Source organism: Streptomyces sp. NPDC101219 (assembly GCF_044767675.1).
Classification (GTDB): domain Bacteria; phylum Actinomycetota; class Actinomycetes; order Streptomycetales; family Streptomycetaceae; genus Streptomyces.
Window position 1 is genome coordinate 186,828 of record NZ_JBIWOK010000006.1, and the last position, 17,167, is coordinate 203,994.

Sequence of the window (17,167 nt, forward strand, 5' to 3'; positions counted from 1 at the left end):
GGTGCCGGCCGCCGCGGGGGCGGGCGGAGGTCAGGCGGGCACCTGCGCTGTGGCGGCAGACCGCTGTCGTACGGGTGCCCAGCAGCGGATGATGTCGCGCACCGAGACGATGCCGACGGGCTCGTCGCGCTCCAGGACGATCAGATGGCGGAAGCCGCCGTGGGACATGGCGTGCGCGGCGTCGTCCAGGGTCCAGGTGGGCGCCGCGAAGACGACGTCGGTGGTGGTGTGGGCGTGGGCGTGCTCGGTGTCCGGGTCCTCGCCGAGGCCCACGGAGTTGAGGATGTCGCGCTCGGTGAGGATGCCGATGCCGGTGCCGTCGGGGTCCAGCACCACGGCCGCGCCCACGCGGCGGGCGGACATCAGGGTGGCGGCCTGTCGGAGGGTGTGGGTGGGGCCGATGGTGAGGACCACGGTGCTCATGGCGTCGCGGACGAGCATGGGGTGGAGCCACCTCCTACCGGAAACCGCAGGCCGGGCGGACATCGGGTCCGCTCGTGCGCGATTTCACAAGTTCACAAGTGGGTGGACTCTCAGAGTGGCAGGCAAAGGGGTGGTCAACAAGAGGGCGCGTGCGGCCCGCCGGGGGCGCGCACGCCGGCCTCGTGAAGCTCAGTAGCGCTGGTTGAGATAGCCCAGCAACTCGTCGTGCAGCAGGCCGTTCGACGCGGCCGCGTTGCCGCTGTGCGGGCCCGGCCGGCCGTCGAGACCGGTGAAGCTGCCGCCCGCCTCGGTCACGACGATCGAGGTGGCCGCCATGTCCCAGAGCGACAGCTCCGGCTCCGCGCACAGGTCGACCGCCCCCTCGGCGACCATCATGTACGGCCAGAAGTCGCCGTACGCCCGGGTGCGCCACACCTCCCGGGTCAGGTCGAGGAAGCCGTCCAGGCGCCCCTGCTCCTCCCAGCCGCTGAGCGAGGAGTAGGCGAAGGAGGCGTCGGAGAGCTGCGAGACCTGGGAGACGTGCAGCCGGGAGGCCGAGGTCAGGCTGCGTCCGGAAAAGGCGCCGTGGTCCAGCGCGGCCCACCAGCGGCGGCCCAGCGCCGGCGCGGAGACCAGGCCGACGACCGGACGGAACCCGCCCTCGGCTGCTTCCATCAGGGCGATCAGGGTGGCCCAGACCGGGACACCGCGCACGTAGTTCTTGGTGCCGTCGATGGGGTCGATCACCCAGCGCCGGGGGCCGGTGCCCTCGACGCCGTACTCCTCGCCGAGGACCGCGTCCCTCGGGCGGGCGCGCGCGAGGTGGCCGCGGATGAGTTCCTCCGCCGCCTTGTCCGCCTCGCTCACCGGCGTCATGTCCGGTTTCGTCTCCACCTTGAGGTCGAGGGCCTTGAACCGGTCCATGGTCGCGGCGTCGGCCGCGTCCGCGAGGACATGGGCGAGACGCAGATCGTCGAGGTAGTCGGGCATGCAACGAACGCTATCGGCCGAGGTGGCGCCGGGGCCACAGGGGTGCCGTGGAGGAAGGGCGGACGCGGGGGCGGGAACGGGGGCGGGCGCCGCCCGCGCGGTGACGCGCGCGCACCCTTGACAGTGCATTCGGTCGCGTCAAATCTGAACCGCAGAGTCGCCCGCTCGCACCGAGGGAGGCGCTGATGCCCGCAGCGCGCGAGTCTCTGCTGGATGCCGCGTACGCCGCGCTGGCGCGGCGGCCCTGGTCGGCGGTGCGGATGGTGGACGTGGCCGCCGCGGCCGGGGTCTCGCGGCAGACGCTGTACAACGAGTTCGGCAGCAAGGACGGCCTGGCGCGGGCTCTGGTCCGGCGGGAGGCCGACGGCTACCTCGCCGGGGTGGACCGCGCGCTCAACGTCCATGGCGACCCCCGGGACCGCCTGACCGCGACCGCCGAGTGGACGGTCGCCGCGGCCCGCGACAACGCCCTGGTGCGCGCCGTCCTCACCGGCTGCTGGGGGGAGCGGCTGCCCGCCCCGGCCCGTACTCCGGTGCCGTCCACCTCGTCCGTCCCGGCGCAGCGGCGCGCCGACGGGCCGCTGCCCTCACCCGGTGACGTCGTCGCCCTGGTGCGCGACCGGGCCGTCAACGCCCTGACCGGGCAGGGCATCGCCCGCTCCGACACGAGCGACCTGGCCCGGGCCTGCGAGCTGGTGGTCCGGCTCGCCCTGTCCTGTGTCGCCGCCCCGCCCGGCAACGGCGGCGTCGCCGACCTCGTCCGGGGAGCCCTGCCCCGCCAGCCCGCGCCCTGATCCGGTGCGGCAGGGCGGCGGCGCGGCGCTCAGTGGGCCGAGCCCGACAGCTGCAGTCCGATCACTCCGATGATCACCAGGCTGATCGACACGATCTTCAGGGTCGAGACCAGGTCACCCAGGAACACCATGCCGTAGATGGCCGTGCCCGCCGCGCCGATGCCGGTCCACACGGCGTAGGCCGGGCCGACGTCCAGCTTCTTCAGGGCGAGGGTCAGCAGACCGAAGCTGCCCAGGGCGAACGCCGCGAACGCGATCGTCGGCCACAGCCGGGTGAATCCGTGCGACAACTTCAGGCAGACGGCGAAGCCGGTCTCCAGTAATCCCGCCACCACGACCAGCAGCCACGCCATCTGTCGTCCTCCCGTTGGCCCACGCCCGGTGACTGCTCCGTCAGTGGGGCAGGGCGGTCCCACTCGTCCGGCTAGATCCGACTCGGTGCGATTATGCACTTACCGTCCGCGGGGCGGGTCGAACAACGCGAAGATCAGTCACCGTCCGCGTGTTCCCGGGTCGCCAGCAGCCGGCGCAGCGAGTACAGCCGCGCCGGGTCCGCGTGACCCTCGGCCACCCAGGCGTCCAGCGCGCAGTCCGGCTCGTCGTGGCTGCACGCGCGGGGACAGCCCTCGGTGCCCGGTTCCAGGTCGGGGAAGGCGTGGATGACCCGGGACGGATCGACGTGCGCGAGCCCGAACGACCGCACCCCCGGGGTGTCGATGACCCACCCCTCGGCCCCCGACAGGGGCAGCGCCAGCGCGGACGTCGTCGTGTGCCGTCCGCGCCCGGTCACCGCGTTGACGTGGCCCGTGTTGCGTCGGCGTTCCTCCGGCACCAGGGCGTTGACCAGCGTGGTCTTGCCCACCCCGGAGTGTCCGACGAACGCCGTGATCCGGCCGTCCAGCTGGGCCCGCACACGGTCCACCGCCGCCCCGCTCTCCAGCTCCGCGCGGCTCGTGACCACGTAGGGGATGTCCAGGTCGCCGTACAGCTCCAGCAGCTTGTCGGGCGGGGCCAGGTCCGACTTGGTCAGCACCAGCAGCGGCGACAGGCCGCCGTCGTACGCCGCGACGAGGCAGCGGTCGATCAGGCGCGGCCGGGGCTCAGGGTCGGCGAGGGCGGTGACGACGGCCAGCTGGTCGGCGTTGGCGACGACGACCCGCTCGTAGGGGTCGTCGTCGTCCGCGGTGCGCCGCAGCACCGAGGTGCGCTCCGCGATGCGCACGATCCGCGCGAGCGTGTCCTTGCGGCCGGACAGGTCACCGACGATCGCCACCCGGTCACCGACGACGGCGGCCTTGCGCCCCAGCTCGCGGGCCTTCATCGCCGTCACGGTCCGCCCGTCGACCAGGCAGGTCAGCCGGCCCCGGTCGACGGTGAGGACCAGGCCCTCGGCGGCATCCTCGTGCTTGGGCCGGATGTGGGTGCGCGGCCGGTTGCCCCTGCGGTTCGGGCGGGAGCGGATGTCGTCCTCGTCGGTGTGCTTGCCGTAGCGGCGCATGGTGTGGAGTCCTTACGCCCCGAGCATTCCGGCCCACAGTTCGGGGAAGTCCGGCATGGTCTTCGCGGTGGTCGCCACGTTCTCGATCTGCACGCCCTCGACCGCCAGACCGATCACCGAACCCGCGGTGGCCATGCGGTGGTCCTCGTAGGTGTGGAAGACGCCGCCGTGCAGCGGCCGCGGGCGGATGTGCAAGCCGTCGGCGGTCTCGGTGACGTCGCCGCCGAGCTCGTTGATCTCCTTGGTGAGCGCGGCCAGCCGGTCCGTCTCGTGCAGCCGCAGGTGGGCCACGCCGCGCAGGGTGGACGGCGAGTCCGCGAGGGCGGCCACCGCGGCGACGCCCGGCGCCAGCTCGCCGACCTCGCCGAGGTCCACGTCGATGCCGTGGACCGCGCCGGACCCGGTGAACACCAGGCCCTGGTCGGTGAGCTCGCAGGAACCGCCCATCTCCGTGAAGATCTCCCGCAGCCGGTCACCGGGCTGCGTGGTGTGCGCCGGCCAGTCCGGCACGACGACCCGCCCGCCGGTCACCAGCGCCGCCGCCAGGAACGGCTGGGCGTTGGACAGGTCCGGCTCCACGGTCAGGTCCCGGCCGAGCAGCGCGCCCGGGGTGACCCGCCAGACGTTGGGCTCGCCGCCCGCCTCGGGGGTGTCCACCTGGGCGCCGACCGCGCGCAGCATGTCGACGGTCATCCGGATGTGCGGCAGCGACGGCAGCGTCGCGCCGGTGTGGCGGACCTCCACGCCCTGGTTGAAGCGCGGCGCGGACAGCAGCAGCGCGCTGACGAACTGGGAGGACGACGAGGCGTCCACCGGCACCGTGCCGCCGTCGAGGGCGCCGCCGCCGTGCACGGTCATCGGCAGCGCGCCGCGCCCGTCGTCGTCGATCCGGGCGCCCAGGTGCCGCAGCGCGTCGATGACACCGTTCAGGGGCCGCTCGTGGGAGCGGGGGTCGCCGTCGAAGCGGACGGGGCCGTCGGCGAGCGTGGCCACCGGGGGCAGGAACCGCATCACCGTGCCCGCGTTGCCGACGTCGACCGTGGCCGGGCCGCGCAGCCCGGTGGGGACCACCCGCCACGCCTCGCCGGTGCCGTCGGGGCCGACGCCCTCCTCGATCTCCACGCCCATGGCGCGCAGCGCCTCGGCCATCAGCAGGGTGTCGCGGGAGCGGAGCGGGCGGCGCAGCCAGCCCGGCTCGGAGGCGAGGGCGGCGAGCACGAGAGCACGGTTGGTGACCGACTTGGACCCGGGCACGTGGACCGTCGCGTTGACGGCTCCGCTCGCGTGCGGGGCGGGCCAGAGGGCGGTGGGTGCGGAATTCGGGGCCATGAGGCCCACCTTATAAGGAGGCCCGCGGACCGGGACGCCGCTGTCCGGGCCGGTCGCGCCCGCTCGGCGGAGCGCGTGCGGACCGCGCTCACGCGTCGCGCGACGGGCAGCTCACCACCCCAGCAGCCAGCGCCCCCCGCCGAGCAGTGAGCACAGCGACACCGCGTGGAACAGGAAGAACCACATCCCCGCCGGTACGTGGGTCAGCCGCGACAGCTGGTCGGCGTCGGAGTCGCCCGCGCCGCCGCGCGCCCGCTTGGCCTGCAGCTCGAAGGCCGGGCGCACCCCGCCCAGCAGCAGGAACCACACCACCGCGTAGGCGAACGCCGCCTGCACCTGCGGCCCCGCCAGCCAGGACACCAGGACGAAGGTGCCGCCGGTGACGAGCACGGTCAGCGCCCCGTAGGCGTTGCGGATCATCACCAGCATCGCCAGCAGCAGCGCGGTGGCCAGCCACAGCAGCAGGGTGATCCGCCCGGCGCCGAGCAGGGCCGCGCCGCCCAGCCCCAGCAGCGGCGGAGCGGTGTACCCGGCGGCGGCGGTGAGGATCATGCCGATGCCGTGCGGCTTGCCGCGGCTGACGGTCAGGCCGCTGGTGTCCGAGTGCAGGCGTATCCCGGTCAGCGTGCGGCCGGTCAGCAGGGCCACCAGACCGTGCCCGCCCTCGTGGGCGATGGTGATGGCGTTGCGGGACAGCCGCCACAGGGCGTGCGGCACGACCACGGCCAGGGCGGCGCCCAGGGTGGCGATCACCACCCACAGGTCGGGGTCGGGCTGGGTGCCGGACACCTCGTCCCAGAGGGAGGTGAACGAGGCCGCTGCGGTGCTGACCGTGCTTTCCATGTGTCTGTGACTGCTCCCTCTGGGCGTGCGGAGTCTGGCAGTGTTGCACGTATGTGCGGACGGTATGCAGCGAGTCGCAGCCCCGAGGACCTCGCGGGGATCTTCGAGATCGAGAAGTGGGAAGCGCAGGAGTCCCTGGAACCCGACTACAACGTGGCGCCCACCAAGGAGGTGCACGCCGTTCTGGACCGTGCCCTGAAGGACGCGGACGACGACCGCCCGGTTCGCCAGCTGCGCACCCTGAAGTGGGGCCTGGTCCCCTCCTGGTCGAAGACGCCCGAGGGCGGCGCCCGGATGATCAACGCCCGCGCGGAGACCGTGCACGAGAAGCCGTCCTACCGGCGCGCGTTCAGCACCCGCCGCTGCATCCTGCCCGCCGACGGCTATTACGAGTGGGTCACCGGCAAGCAGGAGCGGGAGCTGGAGGTCGAGGGGAAGAAGAAGCGCCCCCGCAAGCAGCCCTACTTCGTGACGCCGGCCGACGGTTCGGTGTTCGCGATGGCCGGCCTGTACGAGTTCTGGCGGGACCGGACGCTGCCGGACGACCACCCGCGGGCCTGGTGGGTCACCTGCTCCGTGATCACCACCGAGGCGGAGACCGACCCGCTCGCCGTGTCCCCGGCGGACGGCCCCCACTCCCTGGCCGAGATCCACCCCCGGATGCCGCTGATGCTCACCCCGGACCGCTGGGACGCCTGGCTGGACCCGGCCCGCACCGACGTCGAGGACCTGCGCGCGCTGCTCGCGCCGCCGCCCCCCGGCCTGATGCGCGCCTACCCGGTCACCACGGCGGTCAGCAACGTCCGCAACAACGGTCCGGAACTGCTCAAGGAGCTGGCGGCCCCGGAAGAGGGCACACTCTTCTGACGTGACCCCCCAGAACCCACGCGTGACCCCCCGGACCCCGCAGACCACCCCGGCCCCCGCCGTCCGGACCGTCGGGACCGACGCCGGTGAGGCCCGCGTCACCTGGCACCCCGCCCAGGGCGACGCCCGGCTCGTGCTCGCCCTCGGCCACGGCGCCGGGGGCGGCATCGAGGTCCGTGACCTGCGGGCGCTGGCCGCAGTCCTGCCCGCGCACGGGATCACCGTCGCCCTCGTCGAGCAGCCCTGGCGGGTGGCCGGCAGGAAGGTGGCCCCCGCGCCGAAGACCCTGGACACCGGCTGGCGCGGCGTCTGGCCCGCGCTGACGGAACCGGGCCTGCCGGTGATCTCCGGCGGACGCAGCGCCGGTGCCCGCGTGGCCTGCCGCACCGCCACCGAGCTCGGCGCCCGCGCCGTCCTCGCCCTGAGCTTCCCCCTGCACCCGCCGGGCCGGCCGGAGAAGTCCCGGGCCGCCGAACTGCTCGGCGCGGGGGTGCCCACCCTCGTCGTGCAGGGCGGCAACGACCCCTTCGGCCGGCCCGCCGAGTTCCCCGACGGGCCCCACGAACTGGTGGAGGTGCCGCACGGGGATCACGGATTCGCGGTCCCCAAGCGGGCCGGCCTGACCCAGGACGAGGCGGTGGCGGTCGTCACGGACGCCGTCGCGCGGTGGGCCGGGGGCCTCGCGTAGGGCGCGGGAATGTCCGGGGCGCCTTCGCTGTTGAGGCGGACATACGTGCCGGTCAACGGCATCGCCGTCGTAGGAGAGGAAGTCCGCCGCATGGGTTCCACGCTCTGCCCGAACCGCAGCGCACGCGCCGACCTGGACTGGACGGTGCTGCCCGCGGCCAGGACCGCCCCGATTCGGGCGGCGGGCGGACCGGATCGTCGTCTATCCTCCGATTCGGGTGAGACCGGTTCCGGTCTCACGACGACACTCGAGGAGGTGGGTCCGGTTCCCGGTACCGACGCAGGGACCGAACACGGCCAGGCGGAGCAGCCCGAGGGCCGGGGTGGCGCGAGCGCCGAGACGAGCGCGGAGCGCAGCGCGCGCTTCGAGCGGGACGCGCTCGAATTCCTCGACCAGATGTACTCCGCCGGGCTGCGTATGACGCGCAACCCCGCGGACGCTGAGGACCTGGTCCAGGAGACGTACGCCAAGGCGTACGCGTCCTTCCACCAGTTCCGCGAAGGCACCAACCTCAAGGCGTGGCTGTACCGGATCCTCACCAACACCTTCATCAACTCGTACCGCAAGAAGCAGCGCGAACCCCAGCGCAGCGGTGCCGAGGAGATCGAGGACTGGCAGCTCGCGCGCGCCGAGTCCCACATGTCGACGGGCCTGCGCTCCGCCGAGTCGCAGGCGCTGGACCACCTGCCGGACTCGGACGTGAAGGAAGCCCTGCAGGCGATTCCCGAGGAATTCCGCATCGCCGTGTACCTCGCGGACGTCGAGGGCTTTGCGTACAAGGAGATCGCCGACATCATGGGCACACCCATCGGTACGGTGATGTCCCGCCTGCACCGGGGCCGCCGTCAGCTGCGCGGCATGCTCGAGGACTACGCCCGCGAGCGGGGGTTGGTCCCGGCCGGCGCCGGAGAGTCGAACGAAGCGAAAGGCTCGAGGTCATGAGCTGCGGAGAGCCGCACGAGACGGATTGCAGCGAAATCCTCGATCATCTCTACGAGTTCCTCGACCGTGAGATGCCGGATGCGGACTGCGTGAAGTTCGAGCACCACTTCGAGGAGTGCTCGCCCTGCCTGGAGAAGTACGGGCTGGAGCAGGCCGTGAAGAAGCTGGTCAAGCGCTGCTGCGGGCACGACGACGTGCCGGGCGACCTGCGGTCCAAGGTCATGGGCCGGATCGAGCTGATCCGTTCCGGGCAGGCCGTGCCCGACCAGGACGTCACCGCCTCGCCCATCCGGCCGCAGGAGTCCTGACCCCCGCCGCCCCCGTGGCGGCACCACCCTCCCGGGACGCCGGCGGCGTCACCCGTCCGTGCTAATCCGCGGGTTATCGGCCCGCGAGAGCCCCCCGTGCCGCCCTAGGCTCCATAGGCCGACGGCGGCGTGCCGGGTGCGGCGGGCACGGTGGGGGAGGGGCTCATGGAGGCATTACCGGCACGGGCCCGCGCATACGTCGCGGTGGTGGTCCTGCTCGCCGTCCTCTGCCTGGCGCCCGGCCCGCGGGCCGCATGGCCGGCTGCCGTCCTGCTCGCCGCGCTGTACGCCGGCTGCGAGCACCTCGCCCGGTCGCGCCGCCTCGGCGCCCCGCACCCGGGCGGCACCGGCTACCCCGTGCTGCTCGCCGGGGCCTTCCTCCTCCCGCCGTCCGCCGCGGCCCTGGTCGCCCTGCCCGGCGCCCTGTTCCTGCCCGTGCACGGGCGGCCGGACCCCGTCCGGCGGATCTGGCGCGCCGCCCAGCCGGTCCTCGCCGTGTGGGCCGCGGGCCGCGCCCACCAGGCCGTCGGCGGGCCGCACGCGGTCGCCGACGGCGACGTCCCCGGCGCCCTCGCCGCGGCCGGCGCCGCCGTCCTCGCGTTCTGCCTCGTGCTCACCGTGCTCGACGGCGTCCTGCGCGCCCTCGTCGCGGGCCGGCCGCTCGGCCGCACCGCCGGGGTGCCCGGGCCGGTCGCATGGTGGCGGCTGCTCCTGCCGCTGCTGGTGCCCGTCACCGTGCACGGGCTGGCCGCCCTGATGATGGCCCTCCTCTGGCGCAGCCCCTACGGGCCCGTCGCCGCGCTGCTGGTGCTGCTGCCGATGGCCGTGTCCTGGTGGGCGTTCGCCCAGTACCACCAGGAGCGCGCCGCCCACCAGGCGACGATCCGCGCCCTGGTCCAGGCCGTCGACATCAAGGACGGCTACACCCGCGGGCACAGCGAACGCGTCGGCCACGCCTCCATGATGATCGCGCGTGAACTGGGCATGGACGACGAGCGGGTCGAGGTGCTGCGGTTCGCCGGCATCCTGCACGACGTCGGAAAGCTGGGCGTCCCCACCCGGCTGCTCACCAAGGACGGCCCCCTCACCCCCGAGGAACGGCGGGTGATCGAGCTGCACCCCGAGTACGGGCACGAGATGGTGCGCGGGATCTCCTTCCTCGGGGAGGCCCGGGAGGCGGTGCTGCACCACCACGAGCGGATGGACGGCACGGGCTACCCCTACGGGCTGACGGGCGGCCAGATCCCCGAGTGTGCGCGGGTGGTCGCGGTCGCCGACGCCTTCGACGCGATGACCTCCACCCGCTCCTACAGCAGGGCCCGGCCGGTGCCCGTGGCGCTCCGGGAACTCCAGCGGTGCGCGGGCGACCACTTCGACCCGCGCATGGTGACGGCCCTGGTCCGGGTGATCGGCCGGGACGGCTGGCATCCGGCCGTGACCGCCGACGACCCGCGCACCCCCGCCGTCCCCGCGCCCGCCGAGCCGGTCACCGGCCGGTCCGGGGCCACCCCGTGACGCCGCGACCCGCCCCGCCCCGAGGGGCCCACGTCAGCAGGCGTCCCCGTCTGCCCACCCTCGTGCATCTGTGCGCCGGTCTCGTCGCCGCCGGCTGCTTCGCCTCCGTCCTCTGGCACGGGGCCGAGGACCGCGACGCCCTCCTCGCCTTCACCGTGCTCATCACCGTCGGCGAACTCACCCGCCGCGGCGCCCCGCGGATCCGGCAGGCCGCGCCGCTCGCCGCCGCCGGGTCGCTGGCGTACGCGCTGCTCGGCGACGCGGGCGGGGAACCCAGCCGGCACGACGCGGCCCAGGTCGTCACCGTCGTGCTCGCCGCCTCCCTGCTGGGCAGCGTGCCGAACACCGCCCGCGGGCACGGGCCGGACGCCGACCAGCTGGCCCGCCGGGTGCTCGCCGTCGGCTTCGTCGCGGTCTGCTTCCAGCCCTTGTACAACCGGGGCGCGTTCGACGACTGGGGCGGGTCCGCCCACGCCCTGCTGCTGCTCGTCCTGATCTCCCTGGCCACGCTCGGCGACGCCGTGCTGGCGGCCGCGCTGGCCCGCTCCCGCACCGGGTGGCCCTTCCCGCCGCTGCTGCGGGACGAGCTGCGGGCGGTCCCCGGCATCGAGGCCGCCGTGATCGCGACCGGGGCGGTCATGGCGCTCGCGGTCGCCGTGGCCGGACTGTGGGCGCTGCCCGTCCTCGCGGTCCCGCTGCTGCTCGCCCAGCTGTCCCACCGGCGGTACGCCGCCGTGCGGGCCACGTACCGGCAGACCATCGCCTCCCTGGCCCGGGCCACCGAGATCGCGGGCTGCACCCCGGCCGGGCACGCCCGCCGGGTGGCCGCGCTCAGCCGTGCGGTGGGCCGGGACCTCGGCCTGACCGCACCCGAACTGACCCTTCTGGAGTACGCCGCGCTGATGCACGACATCGGCCAGCTGAGCCTCGTCGACCCGGTGCCGGCCGGTGCGACCTCCGCCCTGCCGGTCACCGAGCAGCGGCGGATCGCCCTGCTCGGCGGGGCCGTGGTGCGCCAGACCGGGGTGGACCCCGAGGTCGCCCGGATCGTGGAGCAGCAGTGCGACCCGCACCCCGGCCAGCCGCTGGCCGCGCGGATCGTCCGGGTGGTGAACGCGTACGAGGAGAAGTCCAGGGAAGGAGGCCCCGGCGGGCCGCTGACGGCACTGGAGGACCTGAGGTTCGGTGCCGCGGGAGAGTACGCACCGGAGGTCGTCGCCGCCCTGGCCCGGGTGCTGGCGCGGAACACGGAGGTGGGGCGTGAACACGGGGACGGAGCGTGGTGAGGGCCACGGACGGGACTGTCTGACCCGGTACGAGGCTGGGTAACCCATGGGTAATGAGCGCCCTTCCGGCCGTACGTGGTTGGATGCGAAGAGGAGAGTGTCAGGGGGCGCGGAAAGGCACAGCCGGCCCACCGCACGGAACTGGCAGGCGGGAATCGTGAGGATCTTCGGCAAGGGACGGAACCGGCCATCCGCCTCCTGGCGGCAGGCCACGGACCGCGCGTTCACCCTCATCGGCGACGGCCGGTACGAGGACGCCGGCGCGCTGCTGACCCGCGCCGCCGACCTGGAGCCCTGGCTGTCGGAGTCCTGGTTCAACCTCGCGCTGCTGCACAAGTTCCGGCACGACTGGGAGCAGGCGCGGGCGGCCGGGCTGCGGGCCGTCGCCCTGCTCGACCGGGACACCGGAGCGCCCGACTGGTGGAACGTCGGCATCGCCGCCACCGCCCTGCAGGACTGGCCGCTGGCCCGCCGGGCCTGGCAGGCCTACGGACTGAAGGTGCCCGGCTCACCCACCGACTCCGGTGAACCGCTCGGCATGGACCTGGGCAGCGCCGCCGTGCGGCTGTCCCCGGAGGGCGAGGCCGAGGTGGTGTGGGGGCGCCGGCTGGACCCCGCCCGTATCGAGGTGCTGTCGATCCCGCTGCCGTCGTCCGGCCGCCGCTGGGGCGAGGTCGTCCTGCACGACGGCGTGCCGCACGGCGAGCGCAGCACGGCCGCCGGGCACACCTACCCGGTGTTCGACGAGATCGAGTTGTGGGCGCCGTCCCCCGTGCCGACCTGGGTGGTCCTGCTGGAGGCCGAGACCGAGGCCGACCGGGACGCCCTGGAGGCGCTGGCCGCCGATGCCGGGTTCGCCGCCGAGGACTGGTCGTCGTCGGTGCGGCTGCTGTGCCGGATGTGCTCCGAGTCCCGGATGCCCTCCGACGAGGGCGAGGGCGAGCATCTCGACCCGCACGACCACAGCGAGCCGGGTCACCCCGGCCCCCTGGGCCACCGCACCGACGGGCAGTTGTGGGTGCCCGAGCGGGAGTGCGGGGTGGCGGCGCCGGCGGCGCTGGTGCGCGGACTGCTGGACGGGTGGGTCGCCGACAGCCCGGACTCCCGCGACTGGCGGGACCTCGAAGAGGTCTGCTGAGCGCACCCCCGCCCCGCCCGGCCGGGGCGGACCCTGTTCCCCGCGCCCGGCGGGCGCGCTCCCCGTACCCTGTAGCAGCATCCCAGCCCGGATTTTTTCAGGAAGGCACACGTCGGTCATGGCTCAGCAGGACACCGATCAGCAGCACGCGGGCGTGCTCCCCGTGGACGACGAGGGGTACGTCATCGACACGGAGGACTGCGAGGAGCGCGAGGCCGCCTACCGCGAGCGCGGCACCTCCCGCCCGATCACCGTGGTCGGCAACCCGGTGCTGCACAAGGAGTGCCGGGACGTCACGGAGTTCGACGACACCTTGCGGCAGCTGGTCGACGACATGTTCGCCAGCCAGCGCACCGCCGAGGGCGTGGGCCTGGCCGCCAACCAGATCGGCGTCGACCTGAAGGTCTTCGTCTACGACTGCCCGGACGACGAGGGCACCCGCCACGTCGGCGTGGTCTGCAACCCCAAGCTGGTCGAACTGCCCGCCGAGCAGCGGCGGCTGGACGACAGCAACGAGGGCTGCCTGTCGGTGCCCACCGCCTACGCGCCGCTGGCCCGCCCCGACTACGCCGAGGTGACCGGGCAGGACGAGCGGGGCAACCCGATCAAGGTTCGCGGCACCGGCTACTTCGCGCGCTGCCTGCAGCACGAGACCGACCACCTCTACGGCTACCTCTACATCGACCGGCTGTCCAAGCGGGAACGCAAGGATGCGCTGCGGCAGATGGCCGAGAACGAGCCCCGCTACCCCGTGGTCGCCAACGACTGACCTGGCGGGCCCGTCCGGCCCCGTCCGGCCCGCCCGCCCCTTCCGCACGGCGCCCCGTCCCGGTTCACTCCGGGACCGGGCGCCGTTCGCGTCCCCAGCTGTTGTCCGGTGCCGCCGGTCCCTTACTGATCCAAATCAAGACACGCAAGAGGAGGTTCTCGGCATCCTGGGGTAGTGAATGAAGCAAATCCGTTCCCAGAACGGTCAGTTGTGGTGCTGAATAGAGGAGCGGGGATATGCACCGGCGCACGCCCGGCGGGGGACGGGTGTCCGCAACTGGCGGCTGAGAGGGGATTGTTCGTGCATGCTTTGTCACACGGCACCACATCGACACCGACCACCATCGCGGTTCCACCGGCGCTGTCTCTCCCGGTGATCGAGGAGGCGTTTCCCCGGCAACTCCACCCGTATTGGCCGAAGCTCCAGGAGAACACCCGTGCGTGGCTGCTCGAAAAGCGGCTCATGCCGGCGGACAAGGTGGCGGAATATGCCGACGGCCTGTGCTACACGGACCTCATGGCGGGCTACTACATCGGTGCCCCCGACGAGGTCATGCAGGCGATAGCGGACTACAGCGCCTGGTTCTTCGTCTGGGACGACCGGCACGACCGCGACATCGTCCACGGCCGCCCCGCCGCCTGGCGGCGGCTCAAGGACGCGCTGCACACCGCCCTCGACCGTCCCGCGGACCACCTGCGTCACGGCGATCCCCTGGTGGCCGGGCTCGCGGACAGCGTGGAGCGGCTGTACGCGTTCCTGCCCGGGTCGTGGAACGCCCGGTTCGCCCGGCACTTCCACACCGTGATCGAGGCGTACGACCGGGAATTCAGAAACCGGACGGAAGGCATTGTGCCGGGTGTGGAGGAATACCTGGAACTGCGCCGCCTCACCTTCGCGCACTGGATCTGGACCGATCTCCTGGAACCCAGTGCCGGACTTGAACTCCCGGAATCCGTCCGGCATCACCCCGCCTACCGGAAGGCGGCGCTGCTCAGTCAGGAATTCGCCGCCTGGTACAACGACCTCTGCTCATTGCCGAAGGAATTGGCGGGCAATGAGGTCCACAATCTCGGAATCAGTCTCGTCACCCACGAGGGCATGACGCTCGAAGAAGCGGTCGTCGATCTCAGGCGTCGCGTCGAGGAATGCATCACGGGATTCCTGGAGGCGGAGAGAGAGGGTTTACGGTTCGCCGACGGTCTCGACGACGGAACCGTGGGCGGAAAGGAGCTGGGCGGCGCCGTGCGCGCCTGCATCGCAAACATGCGGAACTGGTTCAGTTCCGTCTACTGGTTCCACCACGAGTCCGGCCGGTACCGGGTCGACAGCTGGGACGACCGGTCGACGCCCCCGTACGTCAACAACGAAGCGGCAGGTGAGAAATGACCGTCGAGTCGGTGAAACCCGAGGCAACTGCCCCGGCCGGTCTGCTGGTGCCCCCCGTGGCGGGCGGCGGCGTCCCGGGCCTCGGCCACGGCTGGAAGCTGGTCCGGGACCCGCTGGCCTTCATGGCACAGCTGCGCGACCACGGCGACGTCGTGCGCCTCAAACTGGGGCCCAAGACCGTCTACGCCGTCACCACGCCCGCCCTCACGGGGGCGCTGGCGCTCAGCCCGGACTACATCATCTCCGGCCCGCTGTGGGAGTCCCTGGAGGGGCTGCTCGGCAAGGAGGGCGTGGCCACCGCCAACGGCCCGCTGCACCGCCGCCAGCGGCGCACCATCCAGCCCGCCTTCAAGCTGGACGCCATCCCCGCCTACGGGCCGATCATGGAGGAGGAGGCGCACGCCCTGGCCGAACGGTGGGCGTCGGGCCGCACGATCGACGCCACCTCCGAGTCGTTCCGGATCGCCGTGCGCGTCGCGGCCCGCTGCCTGCTGCGCGGGCAGTTCATGGACGAGCGGGCGGAGCGGCTGTGCGTCGCCCTGGCGACCGTCTTCCGCGGCATGTACCGGCGGATGGTGGTGCCGCTCGGCCGGCTGTACCGGCTGCCGTTGCCGGCCAACCGCGAATTCAACCGGGCGCTGGCCGATTTGCATCTCCTGGTCGACGAGATCATCGCCGAACGCCGTGCATCCGGTCAAAAGCCGGACGATTTGCTGACGGCATTGCTCGACGCGAAGGACGACAATGGCGACCCCATCGGGGAACAGGAGATCCACGACCAAGTCGTCGCGATACTGACCCCGGGCAGTGAAACGATCGCCTCGACGATCATGTGGCTGCTGGAGTTGCTCGCCGACCACCCGGAGCAAGGGGACAGGGTCCGCGACGAAGTCCTCTCCGTCACGGGTGGGCGCCCGGTGGCATTCGAGGACGTCCGCAAGCTCACGCACACCGGCAATGTCGTCGTCGAGGCGATGCGTTTGCGCCCGGCCGTCTGGATTCTGACCCGGCGTGCGGTCACCGACACGGAACTCGGTGGCTATCACATTCCGGCCGGGGCGGACATCATCTACAGCCCGTACGCGATCCAACGCGATCCGAAATCGTACGAGCGTCACCTGGAGTTCGACCCCGACCGGTGGCTTCCGGAACGTTCGAAGGACGTGCCGAAATATGCCATGCGGCCGTTCAGTGTGGGTAACCGCAAGTGCCCGAGCGACCACTTCTCCATGGCCATGCTGACGCTGATCACGGCGGCACTGGCCACCCGGTACCGCTTCGAGCAGACCGGCGGGTCCGATCCCGCCACCCGGGTCGGCATCACCCTGCGCCCGAACCGTCTGCTGCTGCGGCCGGTCGAGCGCTGAGTGACGTCCTCCGGTGGGCGTTCAGGCGGCCTGCGGGCCGCGGAACGTCCGCCGGTAGGCGTTCGGCGTGGTGCCCACGGCCCGCACGAAGTGGTGGCGCAGCGCGGCTGCGGTGCCGAACCCGGTGCGGCCGGCGATCGCGTCCACCGTCTCGTCGGTCCCCTCCAGCAGGCGCTGCGCGAGCAGCACCCGCTGGCCCAGGATCCAGCGGTAGGGCGTGGTGCCGGTCTCCTGCTGGAAGCGGCGGGCGAAGGTCCGGGGCGACATCAGCGCACGAGCCGCGAGCTGTTCGACGGTGACCTCCTCGTCGAGGTGCTGCTGCATCCACACCAGCACCTCCGACACCGTGTCGCCCCCCGGGCGGGGCAGGGGGTGCTCGATGTACTGGGCCTGGCCGCCCTCGCGGTGCGGCGGGACGACCATGCGCCGGGCGATCCGGTTGGCGACCTCCGAGCCGTGTTCCTTGCGCACCAGGTGCAGGCAGGCGTCGATGCCGGCGGCGGTTCCGGCGGAGGTGATCACCGGGTCCTCGTCGACGTAGAGCACGTCCGGCTCCACCGTCAGGTGCGGGTACTGCCGCTTCAACTCCTCGGCGTGGAGCCAGTGGACCGCGGCGCGGCGGCCGTCGAGGAGTCCGGCCGCGGCGAGGACGAACACCCCGGAGCAGACGCTGGCCACCCGGGCGCCCCGGGCGACCCCGCGGCGCAGCGCGTCCAGCAGGTCGGGCGGGAAGGTCCGCGAGCCGAAGCCCCGTCCGGCGGGGACGGCGATGAGGTCGGCGCTCTCCAGACGCTCCAGGCCGTGCTCGACCTGCAGCGTGAAGCCCGATTCGGTGCGCACGGCCGGGCCCTCGGCGGAGGCGACCGCGAAGTCGTAGCCGGGCAGGCCGTCGTCGGTCCGGTCGGTGCCGAACACCTCGCAGACGACCCCGAGTTCGAAGGGGTTGACGCCGTCGAGCAGAACGACGGCCACATTGCGCAGCATGCCCCCAGTCTGCCTCGCCTCTGGCAGTAAATCGAGGGTG

Annotated in this window: 18 protein-coding genes; 11 read left to right on the plus strand and 7 right to left on the minus strand. The window is 72.8% G+C overall.

All coding sequences use genetic code 11. The annotated features are described in order from the left end of the window. Window positions 1–30: 30 nt before the first annotated feature. Together ACIRPP_RS13845 and hisN are read right to left on the minus strand one after the other, a co-directional pair. Window positions 31–441: a cyclic nucleotide-binding/CBS domain-containing protein gene (locus tag ACIRPP_RS13845; protein WP_403641553.1), complete on the minus strand. Its 411-nt coding sequence runs from the start codon at window positions 439–441 to the stop codon at window positions 31–33. A gap of 171 nt (window positions 442–612) precedes the next feature. Beyond that, the gene (hisN, locus tag ACIRPP_RS13850) at window positions 613–1,413 is read right to left on the minus strand and encodes a histidinol-phosphatase (protein ID WP_403641555.1); all 801 of its coding nucleotides are present in this window, start codon (window positions 1,411–1,413) and stop codon (window positions 613–615) included. A gap of 185 nt (window positions 1,414–1,598) precedes the next feature. Here hisN and ACIRPP_RS13855 point away from each other — a divergent pair, with 185 nt between their 5' ends. Further along, window positions 1,599–2,207 carry a TetR/AcrR family transcriptional regulator gene (locus tag ACIRPP_RS13855; protein ID WP_403641557.1) on the plus strand — a complete coding sequence of 203 codons (609 nt, stop codon included), beginning with the start codon at window positions 1,599–1,601 and terminating at the stop codon, window positions 2,205–2,207. A 29-nt stretch (window positions 2,208–2,236) separates the two neighbouring features. On the opposite strand, the gene ACIRPP_RS13860 is transcribed toward ACIRPP_RS13855, so the two are convergent. The 4 genes from ACIRPP_RS13860 to ACIRPP_RS13875 form a co-directional block, all read right to left on the minus strand. Further along, the gene (locus ACIRPP_RS13860; RefSeq protein ID WP_164333688.1) at window positions 2,237–2,560 is read right to left on the minus strand and encodes a multidrug efflux SMR transporter; all 324 of its coding nucleotides are present in this window, start codon (window positions 2,558–2,560) and stop codon (window positions 2,237–2,239) included. Between the two features lie 134 nt (window positions 2,561–2,694). Continuing rightward, a complete protein-coding gene (gene rsgA / locus ACIRPP_RS13865) occupies window positions 2,695–3,705 on the minus strand; it encodes a ribosome small subunit-dependent GTPase A (protein WP_403641560.1) in 1,011 nt (336 codons plus the stop codon). A gap of 12 nt (window positions 3,706–3,717) precedes the next feature. Next, the gene (gene aroA / locus ACIRPP_RS13870) at window positions 3,718–5,034 is read right to left on the minus strand and encodes a 3-phosphoshikimate 1-carboxyvinyltransferase (RefSeq protein WP_403641563.1); all 1,317 of its coding nucleotides are present in this window, start codon (window positions 5,032–5,034) and stop codon (window positions 3,718–3,720) included. A gap of 111 nt (window positions 5,035–5,145) precedes the next feature. After that, window positions 5,146–5,877, minus strand: coding sequence for a M50 family metallopeptidase (locus ACIRPP_RS13875; RefSeq protein WP_403641566.1), 732 nt, complete (start codon window positions 5,875–5,877; stop codon window positions 5,146–5,148). A gap of 51 nt (window positions 5,878–5,928) precedes the next feature. On the opposite strand from ACIRPP_RS13875, the gene ACIRPP_RS13880 reads away from it, so the two are divergent. From ACIRPP_RS13880 to ACIRPP_RS13925, 10 genes are all read left to right on the plus strand, one after another. Continuing rightward, window positions 5,929–6,744: an SOS response-associated peptidase gene (locus ACIRPP_RS13880; protein ID WP_403641569.1), complete on the plus strand. Its 816-nt coding sequence runs from the start codon at window positions 5,929–5,931 to the stop codon at window positions 6,742–6,744. Window positions 6,745–6,766: 22 nt separating this feature from the next. After that, window positions 6,767–7,432 carry an alpha/beta family hydrolase gene (locus ACIRPP_RS13885; RefSeq protein ID WP_403642168.1) on the plus strand — a complete coding sequence of 222 codons (666 nt, stop codon included), beginning with the start codon at window positions 6,767–6,769 and terminating at the stop codon, window positions 7,430–7,432. Window positions 7,433–7,687: 255 nt separating this feature from the next. Beyond that, complete coding sequence (sigR, locus tag ACIRPP_RS13890; protein WP_205076674.1) at window positions 7,688–8,374, plus strand: RNA polymerase sigma factor SigR; 687 nt, start codon at window positions 7,688–7,690, stop codon at window positions 8,372–8,374. Beyond that, window positions 8,371–8,682 (plus strand): mycothiol system anti-sigma-R factor, encoded by a 312-nt coding sequence (gene rsrA, locus ACIRPP_RS13895; RefSeq protein ID WP_403641572.1) that lies wholly within the window; start codon window positions 8,371–8,373, stop codon window positions 8,680–8,682. The genes sigR and rsrA overlap by 4 nt, the downstream gene beginning before the upstream one ends. A gap of 165 nt (window positions 8,683–8,847) precedes the next feature. Beyond that, entirely contained in the window at window positions 8,848–10,197 is a 1,350-nt protein-coding gene (locus tag ACIRPP_RS13900) for an HD-GYP domain-containing protein (RefSeq protein WP_403641575.1), read from the plus strand. A gap of 62 nt (window positions 10,198–10,259) precedes the next feature. Next, complete coding sequence (locus ACIRPP_RS13905) at window positions 10,260–11,483, plus strand: HD-GYP domain-containing protein (protein ID WP_403641578.1); 1,224 nt, start codon at window positions 10,260–10,262, stop codon at window positions 11,481–11,483. Between the two features lie 157 nt (window positions 11,484–11,640). Beyond that, complete coding sequence (locus tag ACIRPP_RS13910) at window positions 11,641–12,621, plus strand: c-type cytochrome biogenesis protein (protein WP_164334060.1); 981 nt, start codon at window positions 11,641–11,643, stop codon at window positions 12,619–12,621. Window positions 12,622–12,739: 118 nt separating this feature from the next. Beyond that, window positions 12,740–13,390, plus strand: a complete 651-nt coding sequence (gene def / locus ACIRPP_RS13915; RefSeq protein WP_403641581.1) for a peptide deformylase — start codon at window positions 12,740–12,742, stop codon at window positions 13,388–13,390. A gap of 300 nt (window positions 13,391–13,690) precedes the next feature. Continuing rightward, the gene (cyc1, locus tag ACIRPP_RS13920; RefSeq protein ID WP_403642172.1) at window positions 13,691–14,776 is read left to right on the plus strand and encodes an epi-isozizaene synthase; all 1,086 of its coding nucleotides are present in this window, start codon (window positions 13,691–13,693) and stop codon (window positions 14,774–14,776) included. Then, window positions 14,773–16,143, plus strand: coding sequence for a cytochrome P450 (locus ACIRPP_RS13925; protein ID WP_403641584.1), 1,371 nt, complete (start codon window positions 14,773–14,775; stop codon window positions 16,141–16,143). The genes cyc1 and ACIRPP_RS13925 overlap by 4 nt, the downstream gene beginning before the upstream one ends. Window positions 16,144–16,164: 21 nt before the next feature. Here ACIRPP_RS13925 and ACIRPP_RS13930 read toward each other — a convergent pair whose 3' ends face one another. Next, on the minus strand, window positions 16,165–17,127 hold the full coding sequence (locus ACIRPP_RS13930) for a GlxA family transcriptional regulator (protein WP_403641587.1): 963 nt from the start codon (window positions 17,125–17,127) through the stop codon (window positions 16,165–16,167). Between the last annotated feature and the right edge of the window lie 40 nt (window positions 17,128–17,167).